Source organism: Bradyrhizobium sp. AC87j1 (genome assembly GCF_002936975.1).
In the GTDB taxonomy this organism is placed as follows: domain Bacteria; phylum Pseudomonadota; class Alphaproteobacteria; order Rhizobiales; family Xanthobacteraceae; genus Bradyrhizobium; species Bradyrhizobium shewense.
On the sequence record NZ_PTFE01000087.1, the window covers coordinates 1 to 16619 of the forward strand.

Consider the following 16619-nt stretch of genomic DNA (forward strand, 5'->3'; position numbering starts at 1 on the left):
GGCGCGGACCATCGTCCTCGTCCGGGCCGGCACCACCACGGCACGCCCGGGAACATCGACCGCGCGCCCCGGAACGACCACAGCGAGACCGGCAGGTGGCCCGTTGGGCCGCGCTCCCGCGGTTGCTGCCGGCCCGGACGAGGACGATGGTCCGCGCCAGATCCGCCGCGGTCCCGGCGGCGCCGCGCGTCCCGTGGTAGCCCCCAAGCCCACCCACAAGCCCGGCCCGCAGAAGGAGCGCGGCCGCCTGACCGTCGTCACCGCGCTCAATGCCGACGAAGTCCGCGAGCGTTCGATCGCCTCGTTCCGCCGCCGTACCCAGCGCCTGAAGGGGCACGCCTCGAACGAGCCGAAGGAAAAGCTCATCCGCGAGGTGGTCATTCCGGAAGCGATCACGATCCAGGAGCTCGCCAACCGCATGGCCGAGCGCGCGGTCGACGTCATCCGCATGCTGATGAAGCAGGGCGCGATGCACAAGATCACCGACGTGATCGACGCCGACACCGCGCAGCTCATTGCCGAAGAGCTCGGCCACACCGTCAAGCGCGTTGCTGCCTCCGACGTTGAAGAAGGTCTGTTCGACGCCACCGACGATTCGACCGACACCGAGACCCGTTCGCCCGTGGTGACCGTCATGGGTCACGTCGACCACGGCAAGACTTCGCTGCTCGACGCGCTCCGTCATGCCAACGTCGTCTCCGGCGAAGCCGGCGGCATCACCCAGCATATCGGCGCCTATCAGGTGCTGTCGCCCGAAAGCGGGAAGAAGATCACCTTCATCGACACGCCCGGTCACGCCGCGTTCACCGCGATGCGCGCCCGCGGCGCCAAGGTGACCGACATCGTCGTGCTGGTGGTTGCGGCCGATGACGGCGTCATGCCGCAGACGATCGAAGCCATCAACCACGCCAAGGCGGCGCGGGTGCCGATCATCGTTGCCATCAACAAGATCGACAAGCCCGACGCCAAGCCCGAGCGCGTGCGCACCGAGCTGCTCCAGCACGAGGTGCAGGTGGAATCCTTCGGCGGCGAAGTCGTCGACGTCGAAGTGTCCGCCAAGAACAAGACCAATCTCGACAAGCTGCTCGAGATGATCGCGCTCCAGGCCGATATCCTCGACCTCAAGACCAATTCGGAACGGCCGGCCGAGGGCACCGTGATCGAAGCCAAGCTCGATCGCGGCCGCGGTCCGGTCGCGACCGTGCTGGTCCAGCGCGGCACGCTCCGGGTCGGCGACATCATCGTCGCAGGCGCCGAGATGGGCCGCGTCCGCGCGCTGATCTCGGATCAGGGCGAAACCGTGCAGGAAGCCGGCCCGTCGGTGCCGGTCGAAGTGCTCGGCTTCAACGGTCCGCCGGAAGCCGGCGACCGTCTCGCCGTGGTCGAGAACGAAGCCCGCGCCCGCCAGGTCACCAGCTACCGTGCGCACCAGAAGCGCGAGAACGCGGCTGCCTCGATCTCCGGCATGCGCGGCTCGCTCGAGCAGATGATGTCGCAATTGAAGACCGCGGGCCGCAAGGAATTCCCGCTGATCATCAAGGCCGACGTGCAGGGCTCGCTGGAAGCGATCCTCGGCTCGCTGGAGAAGCTCGGCACCGACGAAGTCGCAGCCCGCATCCTGCATGCCGGCGTCGGCGGCATCTCGGAATCCGACGTGACGCTGGCCGAAGGCTTCAACGCCGCGATCATCGGCTTCTCGGTTCGTGCCAACAAGGAGGCCGCTGCGGCGGCCAAGCGCAACGGCATCGAGATCCGCTACTACAACATCATCTACGACCTCGTGGACGACGTGAAGAAGGCGATGAGCGGCCTGCTCGCGCCCACCTTGCGCGAAACCATGCTCGGCAATGCCTCCATCCTGGAGATCTTCAACATCTCCAAGGTCGGCAAGGTCGCCGGCTGCCGCGTCACCGACGGCACCGTGGAACGCGGCGCCAATGTGCGCCTGATCCGCGACAACGTCGTCGTGCACGAAGGCAAGCTGTCGACGCTGAAGCGTTTCAAGGACGAAGTGAAGGAAGTCCAGTCCGGTCAGGAATGCGGCATGGCCTTCGAGAACTACCACGACATGCGCGCAGGCGATGTCATCGAGTGTTATCGCGTGGAGACGATCCAGCGCTCCCTGTAAGTCCAAATCTTACCGAAGCGACTGGATCTTTTTGAGCTGCAATTGCGGGAGTGCGATGGCCGGATTTATTCCGGCCATCGCACCGCATTCGTTTCAACAGGACAAATGACAATGCTCGTGTCCCAAACGCGGGCATGACGAGGTGATTTTCGAGAATGCCACGCCATCATCAGAAAAAAACTTCCGCACCCGGCGGAGGCTCGCAACGTCAGTTGCGCGTCGGCGAGCAGGTTCGCCACGCGATGGCCGATATTCTGGCGCAAGGCAATGTGCATGATGCGGATCTTGAAGGTCACATCATCACCGTGCCGGAGGTGCGGATGTCGCCCGACCTGAAGCTCGCGACAGTCTATGTGATGCCGCTCGGTGGCCACGACACCGCGGTCGTCATTGCTGCGCTCGAACGCAACAAGAAGTTTCTGCGCGGCGAGGTCGCGCGGCGCGTTAACCTGAAATTTGCACCTGATCTTCGTTTCCGCGTCGACGAACGATTCGACGAAGCGGAACGGATCGAGAAGCTTTTGCGAACACCTGCGGTTCAGAAGGACCTCGAACAGGATTTGGAACAGGATCCGGAGACGGATCGGGAAGAAGAACGATGACCATGGACCCGGCTCACGACACGATCAGCGGCGAACAGGCCGATCAGCGCGAGGTGCAGAAAAATAATTTTGCGGACATGGGCGGCGATTCGCAGCCGCATCAGGAGCCGCGCCGCGTCAACAACGATCCGCGTGCCAATGCCAAGCAGAAGGGCAACCAGGTTCGCCGCGACCGGCGCGACGTCCATGGCTGGGTCGTGCTCGACAAGCCGATCGGCATGACCTCGACGCAGGCGGTCGCGGTGCTCAAGCGCCTGTTCAACGCCAAGCGCGCCGGACACGCCGGCACGCTCGATCCGCTCGCCTCGGGCGGGCTGCCGATCGCGCTCGGGGAAGCCACCAAGACCGTTCCCTTCGTCATGGACGGCCGCAAGCGCTACCAGTTCACGGTGTGCTGGGGCGAGGAGCGCGACACCGACGACATCGAGGGCCGGGTGACCGCGACCTCCGACCAGCGTCCGACCCGCGAGGCCATCCTGGCCCTGTTGCCCCGCTTCACCGGGGTGATCGAGCAGATCCCGCCGCGTTATTCCGCGATCAAGATCCAGGGCGAGCGCGCCTACGACCTCGCCCGCGATGGCGAGGTCGTGGAGCTGGCTCCCCGCCCGGTCGAAATTCACCAATTAATTCTTGTGGATCAACCGGATAACGACCGGGCCGTATTCGAGGCCGAATGCGGCAAGGGCACCTACGTCCGGGCGCTGGCCCGCGATATGGGCCGGATTCTCGGTACTTACGGCCATATCTGCGCGCTCAGGCGGACCCTGGTCGGCCCATTTGGCGAAAACGACATGATTCCGCTGGATCAGCTGGAGGCTTTGTGCGATAGAGCCGCGTCCGGCGAGGGTAGCCTCGCCGACGCGCTTATGCCCGTTGAGACCGCGCTGGACGACATCCCGGCACTGGCCGTCACTCGGGCTGATGCGGCAAGGCTCCATCGGGGCCAGGCCGTTTTGTTGCGCGGACGGGATGCGCCCACTTGTAGCGGCACAGTCTATGTCACGGTGGCAGGCCATCTTCTCGCGCTTGCTGAAGTCGGCAATGGCGAAATCATCCCCAAGCGTGTGTTCAACCTGACCGGCCTGACTGCCAGCCCCGGTCGCAACGAGAGAAATTGACGATGTCGATTGCCGCAGAACGCAAAGCGGAAGTCATCAAGACGAATGCCAACAAGGCCGGCGATACCGGCTCGCCCGAGGTTCAGGTCGCGATCCTGTCGGAACGCATCAACAACCTCACCAACCATTTCAAGACCCACGTGAAGGACAACCATTCGCGTCGCGGCCTCTTGAAGCTGGTCTCGACCCGCCGCTCGCTGCTCGACTACCTCAAGAAGCGGGACGAGGCGCGTTACAAGGCGCTGCTCGAGAAGCACAACATTCGCCGTTAAGAGTTCTAGCGCGCGCCAACGGCGCGCGTTTTCGCACGTGGTTTCGAACGAAAGCGCTTATTTTAAGCTTTTTGATCGAGGTTGCGTGCACGTCGGATGCGGGCCGTTGACGGCCAGCATCCGGGCATGATGAGCGAAGATCGCAATTCGGTGTTCGCATTCGTGCCGACTGACAGTCCAGCAGCAATCCGGCGGCTGGGCACAACGGGCAAGGCGCCCGTATGATCCGAAAGGATGGACGCCATCCGAAATCCAAAAACCATGGCAGGATCGCAGGACGCTGATCACCCGCTTCGATCAGCGCCCCGCAATCTTGCGCATGGTTTTTGTTTTTCGAGCCGTCCTTCTTTCGAGAACCCATGAAAGAAGACATCTATGTTCAATAAGCATTCGGTCGAGATCGACTGGGGTGGACGCACTCTCAAGCTGGAAACCGGCAAGATCGCCCGTCAGGCCGACGGCGCCGTCGTCGCCACCTATGGCGAGACCGTGGTGCTCGCCACCGTCGTCGCGGCCAAGGCGCCGCGCGAAGGCGTCGACTTCCTGCCGCTGACCGTCGACTACCAGGAGAAGACCTACGCTGCGGGCCGCATTCCCGGCGGCTATTTCAAGCGCGAGGGACGTCCGACCGAGAAGGAGACGCTGGTCTCCCGCCTGATCGATCGTCCGATCCGTCCGCTGTTCGTCGACGGCTGGCGCAACGAGACCCAGGTGATCGTCACCGTGCTCTCGCACGACATGGAAAACGATCCTGATATCGTCGCGCTGGTGGCTTCGTCCGCTGCGCTGACGCTGTCCGGCGCGCCCTTCAAGGGCCCGATCGGCGCGGCACGCGTCGGCTTCGCCAATGACGAGTTCATCCTCAACCCGACGCTCGACGAGATGGTCGACACCCAGCTCGACCTGGTCGTCGCCGGCACCGCCGACGCCGTGCTGATGGTGGAATCGGAAGCCAAGGAGCTGAACGAAGACATCATGCTCGGCGCGGTGATGTTCGGTCACCGCCACTTCCAGCCGGTCATCAACGCGATCATCGAGCTCGCCGAGAAGGCTGCGAAGGAGCCGCGCGAAGTCACCGTGATCGACAATTCGGCGCTCGAGAAGGAAATGCTCGGCCTCGTCGAGCAGGAGCTGCGCGCCGCCTACGCCATTCCGGTCAAGCAGGATCGCTACGCCGCGGTCGGCAAGGTCAAGGAAAAGGTGATCGCCCACTACTTCCCGGAAGGGCAGGAGCCGAAATACGACAAGCTGCGCATCGCCGGCGTGTTCAAGGAGCTCGAAGCCAAGATCGTTCGCTGGAACATCCTCGACACCGGCAAGCGCATCGACGGTCGCGACAGCAAGACCGTCCGCAACATCGTCGCCGAAGTCGGCGTGCTGCCCCGCGCCCACGGTTCGGCGCTGTTCACCCGCGGCGAGACCCAGGCGATGGTCGTGACCACGCTCGGCACCGGCGAGGACGAGCAGTACATCGACGCGCTGTCGGGAACGTACAAAGAGACGTTCCTGCTGCACTACAACTTCCCTCCCTACTCGGTCGGTGAGACCGGTCGCCTCGGCGGCACCAAGCGTCGCGAGATCGGCCACGGCAAGCTCGCCTGGCGCGCGATCCACCCGGTGCTGCCGCCGCACCACGAATTCCCCTACACCACGCGCGTGGTGTCGGAGATCACCGAGTCGAACGGTTCGTCCTCGATGGCTTCGGTCTGCGGCGCTTCGCTCGCGCTGATGGATGCCGGCGTGCCGCTGAAGCGGCCGACCGCGGGCATCGCGATGGGCCTGATCCTCGAAGACAAGCGCTTCGCGGTTCTCTCGGACATCCTCGGCGACGAGGACCATCTCGGCGACATGGACTTCAAGGTCGCCGGTACCGAGCAGGGCATCACCTCGCTCCAGATGGACATCAAGATCGAGGGCATCACCGAAGAGATCATGAAGGTGGCACTGGCCCAGGCCAAGGATGGTCGTATCCACATCCTCGGCGAGATGGCCAAGGCGCTCACCAACGCCCGCGCCGAGCTCGGCGAATACGCGCCGCGCATCGAGACCTTTAAGATCGCCACCGACAAGATCCGCGAAGTGATCGGCACCGGCGGCAAGGTGATCCGCGAGATCGTCGAGAAGACCGGCGCCAAGGTCAACATCGAGGACGACGGCACCGTGAAGGTCGCCTCCAGCGACGGCGAGGCCATGAAGGCTGCGATCAAGTGGATCAAGTCGATCGCCTCCGATCCGGAAGTCGGCCAGATCTATGACGGCACCGTCGTCAAGGTGATGGAGTTCGGCGCCTTCGTGAACTTCTTCGGCTCCAAGGACGGTCTCGTCCACATCAGCCAGCTCGCTTCGGCGCGCGTGCAGAAGACCTCCGACGTCGTCAAGGAAGGCGACAAGGTCAAGGTCAAGCTGCTCGGCTTCGACGATCGCGGCAAGACCCGCCTGTCGATGAAGGTGGTCGATCAGACCACCGGCGAAGACCTCGAGGGCAAGGGCGGCGAGGGCGAGAAGGCCCCGCGCGAAGCCGCCGGCGAGTAAGCGCTCGCTACACTGCAGAAAAACGAAAGGGCGGCCGAAGGGCCGCCCTTTTTGTTTGTGTTCGCTCCGGGCGAGATGCGCCCGCTCTCCCGCTTGCGGGGGAAGGTTGGGGTGCGGGTGCTTCCGCAAAGAGACTCCCAACGACGAGAGAGCCCCCACCCGCGCCTTCGGCGCGACCTCCCCCGCAAGCGGGAGAGGTTGCATCGAGCCCGAGGTGAGATCAGTCGACCTCAGCCCGCGATGTCGTAACGGTCGAGGTTCATCACCTTGGTCCAGGCCTTGGCGAAGTCCTTTACGAACTTCTCCTTGGAGTCCGACGAAGCATAGACCTCGGCGAAGGCGCGGAGCTGCGAGTGTGCGCCGAAGATCAGGTCGGCGCGCGTGCCGGTCCACTTCACCGCATTGGTCTTGCGGTCGCGGGCCTCGTAAGTGCCGTCGGAAGCCGGCGTCCATTGCGTGCTCATGCCGAGCAGGTTGACGAAGTAGTCGTTGCTCAGCGTGCCCACCTTCGACGTGAAGACGCCGTGCTTCGAGCCGTTCGCATTGGCGCCGAGCACGCGCAAGCCGCCGACCAGCGCGGTCAGCTCGGGGCCGCTCAGCTTCAGAAGCTGCGCGCGATCGACGAGGGCTTCTTCCTGCTGCAGGAACTGATGCTTCTTGCCGACATAGTTGCGGAAGCCATCGGCCCGCGGCTCGAGCGGCGCGAAGGACTCAGCGTCGGTCTGCGCCTGTGAGGCATCCATGCGGCCCGGCGTGAAGCCGACCTTCACGTCGACGCCGGCATCCTTGGCCGCCTTCTCGACCGCGGCAGAACCGCCGAGCACGATCAGATCCGCGAGCGAGACCTTCTTCGCGCCTGAGGACGCGTTGAAGTCCTTCTGGATCGCTTCAAGCTTGCCGAGAACCTTGGAGAGCTGAGCCGGCTGGTTCACCTCCCAATCCTTCTGCGGGGCAAGACGGATGCGCGCGCCGTTGGCGCCGCCGCGCTTGTCGGAGCCGCGGAACGTCGAGGCGGACGCCCAGGCGGTCGAGACCAGCTCGGAGACCGACAGACCCGAAGCCAGGATCTTGCTCTTCAGCGCAGCGATGTCCTGCTCGCTGGCCAGCTCGTGATTCACGGCCGGAATCGGATCCTGCCAGATCAGCGTTTCCTTCGGCACCAGAGGGCCGAGATAGCGCTGGATCGGACCCATGTCGCGATGGGTGAGCTTGAACCAGGCGCGGGCGAAGGCGTCCGCGAACTGAGCCGGGTTCTCCAGGAAGCGACGCGAGATCTTCTCGTAGGCCGGATCGAAGCGCAGCGAGAGGTCGGTCGTCAGCATGGTCGGCCGATGCTTCTTCGACTTGTCGAAGGCGTCGGGAATGATCGCGTCGGCGCCCTTGGCGGTCCACTGGTTCGCACCGCCCGGGCTCTTCGTAAGCTCCCATTCGTAGTTGAACAGGTTCTCGAAGAAGTTGTTGCTCCACTTGGTCGGCGTCGTCGTCCAGGTCACTTCGAGACCGCTGGTGATGGAATCACCGGCGAGGCCCGAAGCGTGCTTGCTCTTCCAGCCGAGGCCTTGATCCTCGAGCGCGCCCGCTTCCGGCTCCGGACCGACCAGCGACGGATCGCCGGCGCCGTGAGTCTTGCCGAAGGAGTGGCCGCCGGCGATCAGCGCGACGGTCTCTTCGTCGTTCATCGCCATGCGGGCGAAGGTCTCGCGGATGTCCTTGGCCGCGGCAACCGGATCCGGCTTGCCGTTCGGGCCTTCCGGATTGACGTAGATCAGGCCCATCTGCACCGCGCCGAGCGGCTCGGCGAGCTGGCGTTCACCGCTGTAGCGCTCATCACCCAACCACGTGCCTTCGGGACCCCAATAGAGCTCTTCCGGCTCCCAGACGTCCGCGCGTCCGCCAGCGAAGCCGAAGGTCTTGAAGCCCATCGATTCCAGCGCGACGTTGCCGGCGAGAACCATCAGGTCGGCCCAGGAGAGCTTGCGGCCATATTTCTGCTTGATCGGCCACAGCAGCCGGCGTGCCTTGTCGAGGTTGGCGTTGTCGGGCCAGCTGTTGAGCGGTGCGAAACGCTGCTGGCCGGCACCGGCGCCGCCACGGCCGTCGGTGATGCGGTAGGTGCCTGCGCTGTGCCAGGCCATGCGGATCATGAGACCGCCATAGTGACCGAAATCGGCGGGCCACCACTCCTGCGAGTCCGTCATCAGCGCGGTCAGATCCTTGACGACCGCGTTAAGGTCGAGCGTCTTGAATTCCTTGGCATAGTCGAATTCGCCGCCCATCGGATCGGACAGGCCGGAATTCTTGTGCAGCATCTCGATGCTGAGCTGAGTTGGCCACCAATCGCGGTTCGCTGGCACGCGTTTTCCACCCGAAAACGGGCACTTCGAAGTGTCGTCCATGAATACCTCCTCTGGTGGCGTCGAACTTGCGCCTTTGACCAGGTAGAACCACTCTAAGCGTCGCGTCCTATCAGGTAAAGTTGACTTTAATGATCGCTGCGATAGGATTTTCTGATGATAAACCTGACGCTGCGCCAGCTCCGGTATTTCGACGCGCTGGCGCGTCATGGCCATTTTGGCCGGGCGGCCGAGTCCTGCTCCATCTCGCAACCGGCCTTGTCGATGCAGATCAAGGAGTTGGAGGAGACGCTCGGCGGCCTGCTGCTGGAGCGCAGCGCCCGGCAGGTGGCGCTGACCCGGTTCGGCGAGGAGCTCGCGCAACGCGTCCGCGACATTTTGCGCTCGGTCGATGAGCTCGGCGATTTCGCCCGCGCCTCGCAGGACCGCTTCGCCGGCCGCCTGCGCATCGGCATGATCCCGACGATCGCGCCGTATCTGCTGCCCACCATCACGAAGAATCTGACGCGCATGCATCCGGAGCTCGACATCCGCGTGCGCGAAACGATGACGCCGCGGCTGATCCAGGAGCTGGTGGAGGGACGGCTCGACACCGCCATCGTGGCGCTGCCGGTGTCCGAGCCTTCGCTCACCGAGGTCGCCCTGTTCGAGGAGAAATTCCTGCTGGTCCGGCCGAGCGCAGATGAGGGGACCCCGGCGCCGTCGCGCGAGATGATGCGCGAGATGCGCCTGTTGCTGCTCGAAGAGGGACACTGCTTCCGCGATCAGGCGCTGTCGTTTTGCAACATGCAGTCGGCGCCACCGCGCGAGATGCTGGATGCCAATTCGCTGTCGACGCTGGTCCAGATGGTCAGCGCCGGCATCGGGGTCACGTTGATCCCGGAGATGGCGGTGCCAGTGGAAACGCGATCGGCGTCGGTCTCGCTCGCGCGCTTCCGCGACCCGCAGCCATTCCGCACCATCGGCATGGTCTGGCGCAAGACCAGCCCGCTGGCGCGGCAGCTGCTGCAAATCTCCGAAGTGGTGTGCCTGTCGGCCGGCAAAGTGCGCGCACGCCCGCCTGTGCGCAGCCAGCGGGCCTGAGGCTCCGATGTCGCACCCGATCATCCGCCCCGCCCGCGCCGACGAATATGACGAGGTCGGCCGCGTCTGGATGGAGAGCTGGGTCTCGACCGGCCTCGGCGAGGCCAGCGACTTTCTGCTCGCCAATCTCCGCGCGCGCATCCGGCGCGAGATCGAGAACGGCTGGAGCCTGTTCGTCGCTGATGATCGCGGCACCATCGCCGCCATGCTGGCGCTGCATGTGCCAAAACTCTATCTCGACATGCTTTTCGTCGGACCCGACTATCAGGGGCAATCGCTCGGGCGAAAGCTGCTCGCCTTCACTCGCACGCAAATGCCGGATGAGATGTATCTGCGCTGCGTGCGCGAGAACGAAAAGGCCTGGCGCTGGTACGAGCGCGAAGGTTTTGTGTTCGAGAAGGAAGAGATCGAGGCGTCAAACGGGTTCATGATGAAATATTATCGGTGGCAGAAGACGTCATAGGTTCTGCTTGCGGAGGCGCCCCGCACGCTCTAGTTTGCGGATTGCATCTCAGCAACTTCCGCTCCCGAGTCATGTTACGCAATCTCGCCGTCGCCGCCCTGTTCGCATCGCTTTGTGCATCGACCGGATGGGCCCAGTCTCCCTCCGCTCCACCAACTGCCACACCGCCGGCAACAGCCAAGCCTGTTGCGAGAAAGGCTGCGCCGAAGGCCAAGCATCCGGCAGCGAACAAACCGCAAGCGGTGGACGTCGGCCCCTGCAAGCTCGGCGTAATCTCCGTGATCGGGGAGCGCTACTCCGTCCAGAAGTTCGGGCTGACCATCTTCGAGAACGAGGAGGCCGAAGTTCCTATCGACTGGGGTCTCGACGATCTCGTGTTAGCGCGCGTGAAAGCGGCAACCGGCGGCGATCCCGGTGTTCGCAGGATCGCCTACCCCAAGGGCGCCTTCGAACCGTTCTATCATCCGAAATCGCGATTCATTCCCGATCCCAACGAACGCCTGCCAGCGATCGTGCGTGGCATCACGCCGAACGTGAGCTGCGATCGCTATCTGGTTGCGACGACGTACAAGGGAGAATTGCCGGGCAGCCGCATGATGTTGAACGGAATCGGCACATTCAATCAAGGGCTCGGAAATCTGATCCGGCATTCGCATTTGTTCGCGAACATCTCGATCAACCTGATCGACGGCCGGAGCTACGAGGAGATCAAGCGCCCCTTTGTAAATTTCGGCGCGAACTTCGCCGCAAGTATGCGACTGACCGAAGACCCGCTTAACAAGCTCGACAATGACCAGTTCCCCAACCCGCCCGCGACCGCTTCGAGCAGCGCGATCCTGCGCGAGAGAACGCGGGCGCTCATCACCGACCGGCTCGATCGGGGGCTTCCCGGCTATCTGAAGCAAGACTGACACGCACTCATTCGCGTCGACCAAGATGTTGACGACCGATCGCCGCATCGGACCAACCGTGGTGCGTTGCGATTTCGAAGCAGACACGCGATGAATAGCCTCGCCCGCCTCACGCAGATGGAAGGTTCCCCGCCATGATCAAGCTCTATTGGTCGCCCCGCTCGCGTTCGTTCACGACGCTCTGGCTGATGGAAGAGAGCGGCCTTGCCTATGAACGCGTGCTGACCGACATCTCGACTGGCGCCCAGAAGGCGCCGGACTATCTGAAGATCAATCCGATGGGCAAGGTTCCCGCGCTCAGCGACGGCGACGCCGCGCTCGGCGAGGGCGCCGCGATCTGCGCCTATATTGCCGACCGCTATCCGGAGACGAAGCTTGCGCCTGCCGTGACCGATCCGCGCCGCGCCCGCTATCTGCAATGGCTGTTCTTCTCGCCGGGCTGCATCGAGCCCGCCATCATCCAGATCTTCACCAAGATCGAAATCCCGACCTCGACCGCCGCCTGGGGCAGCGCGACGCAGGTGTTCGACGTGCTGGAAGCTGCGCTTGCCAAGGGGCCGTGGATTCTCGGCGAGGAGTTTTCGGCCGCCGACATCACGATCGGCTCGGGCCTGAATTACGCGGTGCGCCTGTTCAAGATGGTGCCGTCGCGCCCCGCCTTCGATGCCTATCTCGCACGCTGCATGGCACGTCCGGCGTTCCAGCGGGCGGAGAAGATCGCGGCGGGTTAGCCGAACTCTCGTAGGGTGGGCAAAGCGTAGCGTGCCCACGTCTTCTATCTATGGCGACCGCTGAGAGATCGTGGGCACGTCGCTTACGCTCCTTTGCCCACCCTACGGCAGCTTCGTCTATTCCGCCTTCATATCGTCCGGCCGCGGCATCAGGACGATGTTGTAGCCGGAATCGACATAGTGGATCTCGCCGGTCACGCCGCCGGAGAGATCCGACAGCAGATACAGCGCCGAGCCGCCGAGCTCGTCGAGCGTGACGCCGCGGCGGAGCGGCGAATGCTTCTGCATGAAGGCGAACATCGCGCGCGCCTCGCCGATGCCGGAGCCGGCAAGCGTGCGAATGGGGCCCGCGGAGATCGCGTTGACGCGGATGCCGCGCGGTCCGAAATCGGCGGCGAGATAGCGCACGGAGGCTTCCAGCGCCGCCTTGGCCACCCCCATCACGTTGTAGTTCGGCATCGCGCGCTCCGAGGCGCCGAAGGTCAGCGTGATCATGCTGCCGCCCTCGGTCATCAGCTCGGCGGCGCGCTTTGCCACTTCCGTGAACGAGAAGCAGGAGATCACCATAGTGCGTGAAAAGTTCTCGCGGCTGGTGTCGGCGTAGCGGCCCTTCAGCTCGTTCTTGTCGGCAAAGCCGATCGCGTGGATGACGAAATCGAGCTTGCCCCAACTTTCGCGGAGTACATTGAAGGTCGCATCGACGCTGGCGATGTCCTCGACGTCGCAGGGCAGCACCAGATCGACGCCGAGCTGCTCCGCCAACGGCTTGACGCGCTTGCCGAGGGCCTCGCCCTGGAAGGTAAAGGCAAGCTCGGCGCCGTGCGCATGCAGCGTCTTCGCCATGCCCCAGGCGATCGAATGATCATTGGCGATGCCCATGATCAGACCGCGCTTGCCTTTCATCAGACCTTCCATCTCTCGATCACCCTCCGCTTTCGTCGTACCCGAGCTTGTCGCGGGCATCCACGTCCTTCGCAGCATGGGCCCCAGACGTGGATGGCCGGGACAAGCCCGGCCATGACGAGAAAATCAACAGTGCGCCAACAACGACGTCACACATCCATTCGGCTGAACACCAGCGTGGCGTTCGTGCCGCCGAAGCCGAAGGAGTTCGACAGCACGGTGCCGATCTTGACGTTGTCGATGCGCTTGCGAACGATCGGCATGTCGGCGAACACGGGATCGAGCTCCTGGATGTGGGCGCTCTCGCAGATGAAGCCGTTATTCATCATCAGCAGCGAGTAGATCGCCTCCTGCACGCCGGTGGCGCCCAGCGAGTGGCCGGTCAGCGCCTTGGTCGCCGAGATCGGCGGGCACTTCTCGCCACTTCCGAACACGCGGCGGAGCGCGTCGATCTCCGGCGGGTCGCCGGCCGGCGTCGAGGTCGCGTGCGGATTGATGTAGTCGACCTTGGTCTTCACCGTCGACATCGCCATGCGCATGCAGCGCTCGGCGCCTTCGCCCGAGGGCGCGACCATGTCGTAGCCGTCCGAGGTCGCGCCGTAGCCGACGATCTCGCCGTAAATGCGGGCGCCGCGCGCCTTGGCATGTTCGAGCTCTTCCAGCACCAGTACGCCGGCACCGCCGGCGATGACGAAGCCGTCGCGGTTGACGTCGTAGGGACGCGAGGCGGTGGCGGGCGTGTCATTGTATTTCGAGGACATCGCACCCATGGCGTCGAACAGCACGGAGAGCGACCAGTCCAGCTCCTCGCAGCCGCCGGCGAAGATGACGTCCTGCTTGCCGATCTGGATCGTCTCATAGGCATTGCCGACGCAATGGTTCGACGTCGCGCAGGCCGACGAGATCGAATAGTTCACGCCCTTGATCTTGAACCAGGTCGCAAGCGTCGCCGAGGCCGTGGACGACATCGCCTTCGGCACCGCAAACGGTCCGACACGCTTCGGTCCCTTGGTGCGGGTGATGTCGGCGGATTCGACGATGGTGCGGGCGGAGGGGCCGCCGGAGCCCATGATGATGCCGGTGCGGATGTTGGAGACTTCGTCAGGCGATAGACCGGAGTCCTGGATCGCCTGTTCCATCGCGACGTGATTCCATGCCGCGCCCTGACCGAGGAAACGCATCGCGCGGCGGTCGACCACCGTGGCGGGATCGAGCGTCGGCGCGCCCTGCACCTGCGAACGGAAGCCGAGCTCGGCATATTTCTCAGCCCGCGAAATGCCTGACTTCGCCTCGTGAAGGCTCGCAAGCACTTCCTGGGTGTTGTTTCCGATCGACGAGACGATGCCCATCCCGGTGACCACAACCCGCCTCATGACAGCCTCGCCTTAATCGTTGATGTCTTGGTGATGCGCTCAGCCCAGGCTCGTGCCCTGCTTGAACAGGCCAACCTTCAAGTCCTTGGCGCGATAAATAATCTGGTCATCGACCGAAAGCCACCCGTCGGCGATACCGAGCACCAGCTTTGAACGCATCACGCGTTTGATATCGACGTTGTACACAACCTTGCGGGCCTCGGGCAGCACCTGGCCGCTGAACTTCAGCTCGTTCAGGCCAAGCGCGCGACCACGACCTTCGCCTCCGGTCCAGCCCAGGTAAAAGCCGACCATTTGCCACAGCGCGTCGAGGCCGAGGCAGCCGGGCATCACCGGGTCGTTCTTGAAGTGGCAGCCGAAGAACCAGAGGTCGGGCTTCACGTCGAGCTCGGCGCGCACCACCCCCTTGCCGAACTCGCCGCCATTGTCGCTGATGTCCGTAATGCGGTCGAACATCAGCATCGGCGGCAACGGCAGCTGGGCATTGCCCGGGCCGAACATCTCGCCGCGGCCGCAGGCCAGCAGATCTTCGTATTCGTAACCGTTGCGCCTGTTCAGCATGCACGAGCCTCTGTTTGAATTCCGATTGAGCGGCGCTTTTTGGCGAAAATGGGCCCCGTCTCGGTCGGAGAGCAACGCCAATTGCCACCGTCAGGCGCTGCGCCCGCATGCCCCGGATGGACTGCGGACCGGGCTTCGATGCCCGGCTGCCGCCAAAATCGGCTAAGCGGAACCGGGCGCTCTCTAACACAGGCTATTTCGGGTAGCAAAGCGCATCCATGAAGGTAAAATGACGCGATCCCGGCCCAGTTCCAAGCCTGATTAGAACCTCTCTAGTTGCGAGAAACTTGCATCTGCATCTTTCTGTTCTTATATTACGGAGAGATATTGTTCACGCGTGCCCGAAATCTGGAAATGAGCGAGAATACTGCGCCCCATCACGACGACGACGTCCACTCCGCGGCCCTGCTGTCCGGCCGCCAGCCGGCTCTCACCGGCTGCCCCTGGCACGACGTCAACGAAATGCTCCAGTCCGCCGGACTCCGTCCGACGCGTCAGCGCATGGCACTGGGCTGGCTGTTGTTCGGCAAAGGTGCTCGCCACCTCACGGCTGAAATGCTCTACGAGGAAGCCACACTGGCCAAGGTTCCGGTGTCGCTGGCGACTGTCTACAACACGCTGAACCAGCTCACCGATGCCGGCCTGCTCCGCCAGGTCAGCGTCGACGGCACCAAGACCTACTTCGACACCAACGTTACCACCCACCATCACTACTATCTCGAGAACAGCCATGAGCTGGTCGACATCGAGGATCCGCATCTGGCGCTGTCCAAGATGCCGGAGGTGCCGGAGGGTTACGAGATCGCGCGCATCGACATGGTCGTGCGCCTGCGCAAGAAGCGCTGAGGTCTTCCTAGAATCGCTGAATTGATCGTCATGGCCGGGCTCGTCCCGGCCATCCACGTTTTGGGCCGACACGAAAGTCCGTGGTTGCCCGGGACAAGCCCGGGCATGACGTTCGAGCAGCTGCTGCTCTATCGCGTCAGTTGACCTGCTCGTCCGAATACACGCCCCAGAGGCGCTCCTGCTGGATCCAGCCGTCGAAACCGTTGCCGGTGACGCGGCACCAGTTTGCAGCGCACTTCTTTACCTGCGTGACGACGCCGGCCTGGAGTCTTGCTGCGACCGCGCTGTCGAGGTCGGCGCGATCGTAGATCGGGGCGAGGTCGTCCTTGTGCTTCATGGTGACGACCGCGGTGCGGCGGCCCGACAGCAACGAGTGATAGACCCAGCCCTCGGCGCCTTCGGAATCGCGCACCCGGCGCCAATTCTCGAACTCGGCGGTGATTTCCACCGGCAGGCCCGAACGGGTGTAGACCCAGGCCACGTCATTGTCCTTGGTCGGGCCGGCGCGGACGTTCACATGATCCGATTTGAGGCTGACATAGCGCGGCACCGGCAGGCCGCTTGCGGTCTGGGGCGTCGTATCCTTGGCCGAATGCGAGGGGCCGACCGAAGCGCTCAACCAGGTGCAAACGAGCGCCATCACCGAACAAAAACGCCCCAACGCCATCAACCCGTCTCCTGTCGAAGACCCGGCCCGAGCCGGTCCTCACCCCAAATTCCAAAACCTGCCGCGCAACCCCCT

The 16619-nt window shown here is 63.8% G+C and carries 15 protein-coding genes; 10 read left to right on the forward strand and 5 right to left on the reverse strand.

The genetic code is table 11. The features are described 5' to 3' along the window. From infB to pnp, 5 genes are all read left to right on the forward strand, one after another. The coding region (infB, locus tag CV770_RS31990) for a translation initiation factor IF-2 (RefSeq protein ID WP_104465206.1) at positions 1-2128 on the forward strand (2128 nt) is incomplete at its 5' end. 155 nt (positions 2129-2283) lie between these two features. Continuing rightward, positions 2284-2730 (forward strand): 30S ribosome-binding factor RbfA, encoded by a 447-nt coding sequence (gene rbfA / locus CV770_RS31995; protein ID WP_104465190.1) that lies wholly within the window; start codon positions 2284-2286, stop codon positions 2728-2730. Continuing rightward, positions 2727-3848: a tRNA pseudouridine(55) synthase TruB gene (gene truB, locus CV770_RS32000; protein ID WP_201760130.1), complete on the forward strand. Its 1122-nt coding sequence runs from the start codon at positions 2727-2729 to the stop codon at positions 3846-3848. The genes rbfA and truB overlap by 4 nt, the downstream gene beginning before the upstream one ends. A 2-nt stretch (positions 3849-3850) precedes the next feature. Next, positions 3851-4120, forward strand: a complete 270-nt coding sequence (gene rpsO, locus CV770_RS32005; RefSeq protein ID WP_008131787.1) for a 30S ribosomal protein S15 — start codon at positions 3851-3853, stop codon at positions 4118-4120. Between the two features lie 375 nt (positions 4121-4495). Further along, positions 4496-6652 carry a polyribonucleotide nucleotidyltransferase gene (gene pnp / locus CV770_RS32010; RefSeq protein ID WP_038970619.1) on the forward strand — a complete coding sequence of 719 codons (2157 nt, stop codon included), beginning with the start codon at positions 4496-4498 and terminating at the stop codon, positions 6650-6652. Between the two features lie 230 nt (positions 6653-6882). Here pnp and katG read toward each other — a convergent pair whose 3' ends face one another. Beyond that, entirely contained in the window at positions 6883-9048 is a 2166-nt protein-coding gene (gene katG / locus CV770_RS32015; protein ID WP_201760131.1) for a catalase/peroxidase HPI, read from the reverse strand. Positions 9049-9162: 114 nt separating this feature from the next. On the opposite strand from katG, the gene CV770_RS32020 reads away from it, so the two are divergent. From CV770_RS32020 to CV770_RS32035, 4 genes are all read left to right on the forward strand, one after another. Beyond that, positions 9163-10089 carry a hydrogen peroxide-inducible genes activator gene (locus CV770_RS32020; protein WP_091962224.1) on the forward strand — a complete coding sequence of 309 codons (927 nt, stop codon included), beginning with the start codon at positions 9163-9165 and terminating at the stop codon, positions 10087-10089. 7 nt (positions 10090-10096) lie between these two features. After that, positions 10097-10552, forward strand: coding sequence for a GNAT family N-acetyltransferase (locus CV770_RS32025; RefSeq protein WP_104465192.1), 456 nt, complete (start codon positions 10097-10099; stop codon positions 10550-10552). Next, positions 10534-11463: a hypothetical protein gene (locus tag CV770_RS32030; protein WP_245453918.1), complete on the forward strand. Its 930-nt coding sequence runs from the start codon at positions 10534-10536 to the stop codon at positions 11461-11463. Before CV770_RS32025 ends, CV770_RS32030 begins: the two co-directional genes overlap by 19 nt. 134 nt (positions 11464-11597) lie before the next feature. Next, entirely contained in the window at positions 11598-12194 is a 597-nt protein-coding gene (locus CV770_RS32035; protein ID WP_104465193.1) for a glutathione S-transferase family protein, read from the forward strand. Between the two features lie 117 nt (positions 12195-12311). Here CV770_RS32035 and fabI read toward each other — a convergent pair whose 3' ends face one another. The 3 genes from fabI to fabA form a co-directional block, all read right to left on the reverse strand. After that, positions 12312-13109: an enoyl-ACP reductase FabI gene (fabI, locus tag CV770_RS32040; RefSeq protein WP_104465194.1), complete on the reverse strand. Its 798-nt coding sequence runs from the start codon at positions 13107-13109 to the stop codon at positions 12312-12314. Between the two features lie 137 nt (positions 13110-13246). Further along, positions 13247-14470 (reverse strand): beta-ketoacyl-ACP synthase I, encoded by a 1224-nt coding sequence (gene fabB / locus CV770_RS32045; protein WP_104465195.1) that lies wholly within the window; start codon positions 14468-14470, stop codon positions 13247-13249. A gap of 39 nt (positions 14471-14509) precedes the next feature. Then, on the reverse strand, positions 14510-15031 hold the full coding sequence (fabA, locus tag CV770_RS32050) for a bifunctional 3-hydroxydecanoyl-ACP dehydratase/trans-2-decenoyl-ACP isomerase (RefSeq protein ID WP_091962240.1): 522 nt from the start codon (positions 15029-15031) through the stop codon (positions 14510-14512). 354 nt (positions 15032-15385) lie between these two features. On the opposite strand from fabA, the gene irrA reads away from it, so the two are divergent. After that, positions 15386-15877 carry an iron response transcriptional regulator IrrA gene (irrA, locus tag CV770_RS32055; RefSeq protein ID WP_014490952.1) on the forward strand — a complete coding sequence of 164 codons (492 nt, stop codon included), beginning with the start codon at positions 15386-15388 and terminating at the stop codon, positions 15875-15877. A 136-nt stretch (positions 15878-16013) separates the two neighbouring features. Here the strand turns inward: irrA and CV770_RS32060 are convergent, their stop codons facing one another. Then, positions 16014-16544, reverse strand: a complete 531-nt coding sequence (locus tag CV770_RS32060) for an SH3 domain-containing protein (RefSeq protein WP_018323403.1) — start codon at positions 16542-16544, stop codon at positions 16014-16016. Between the last annotated feature and the right edge of the window lie 75 nt (positions 16545-16619).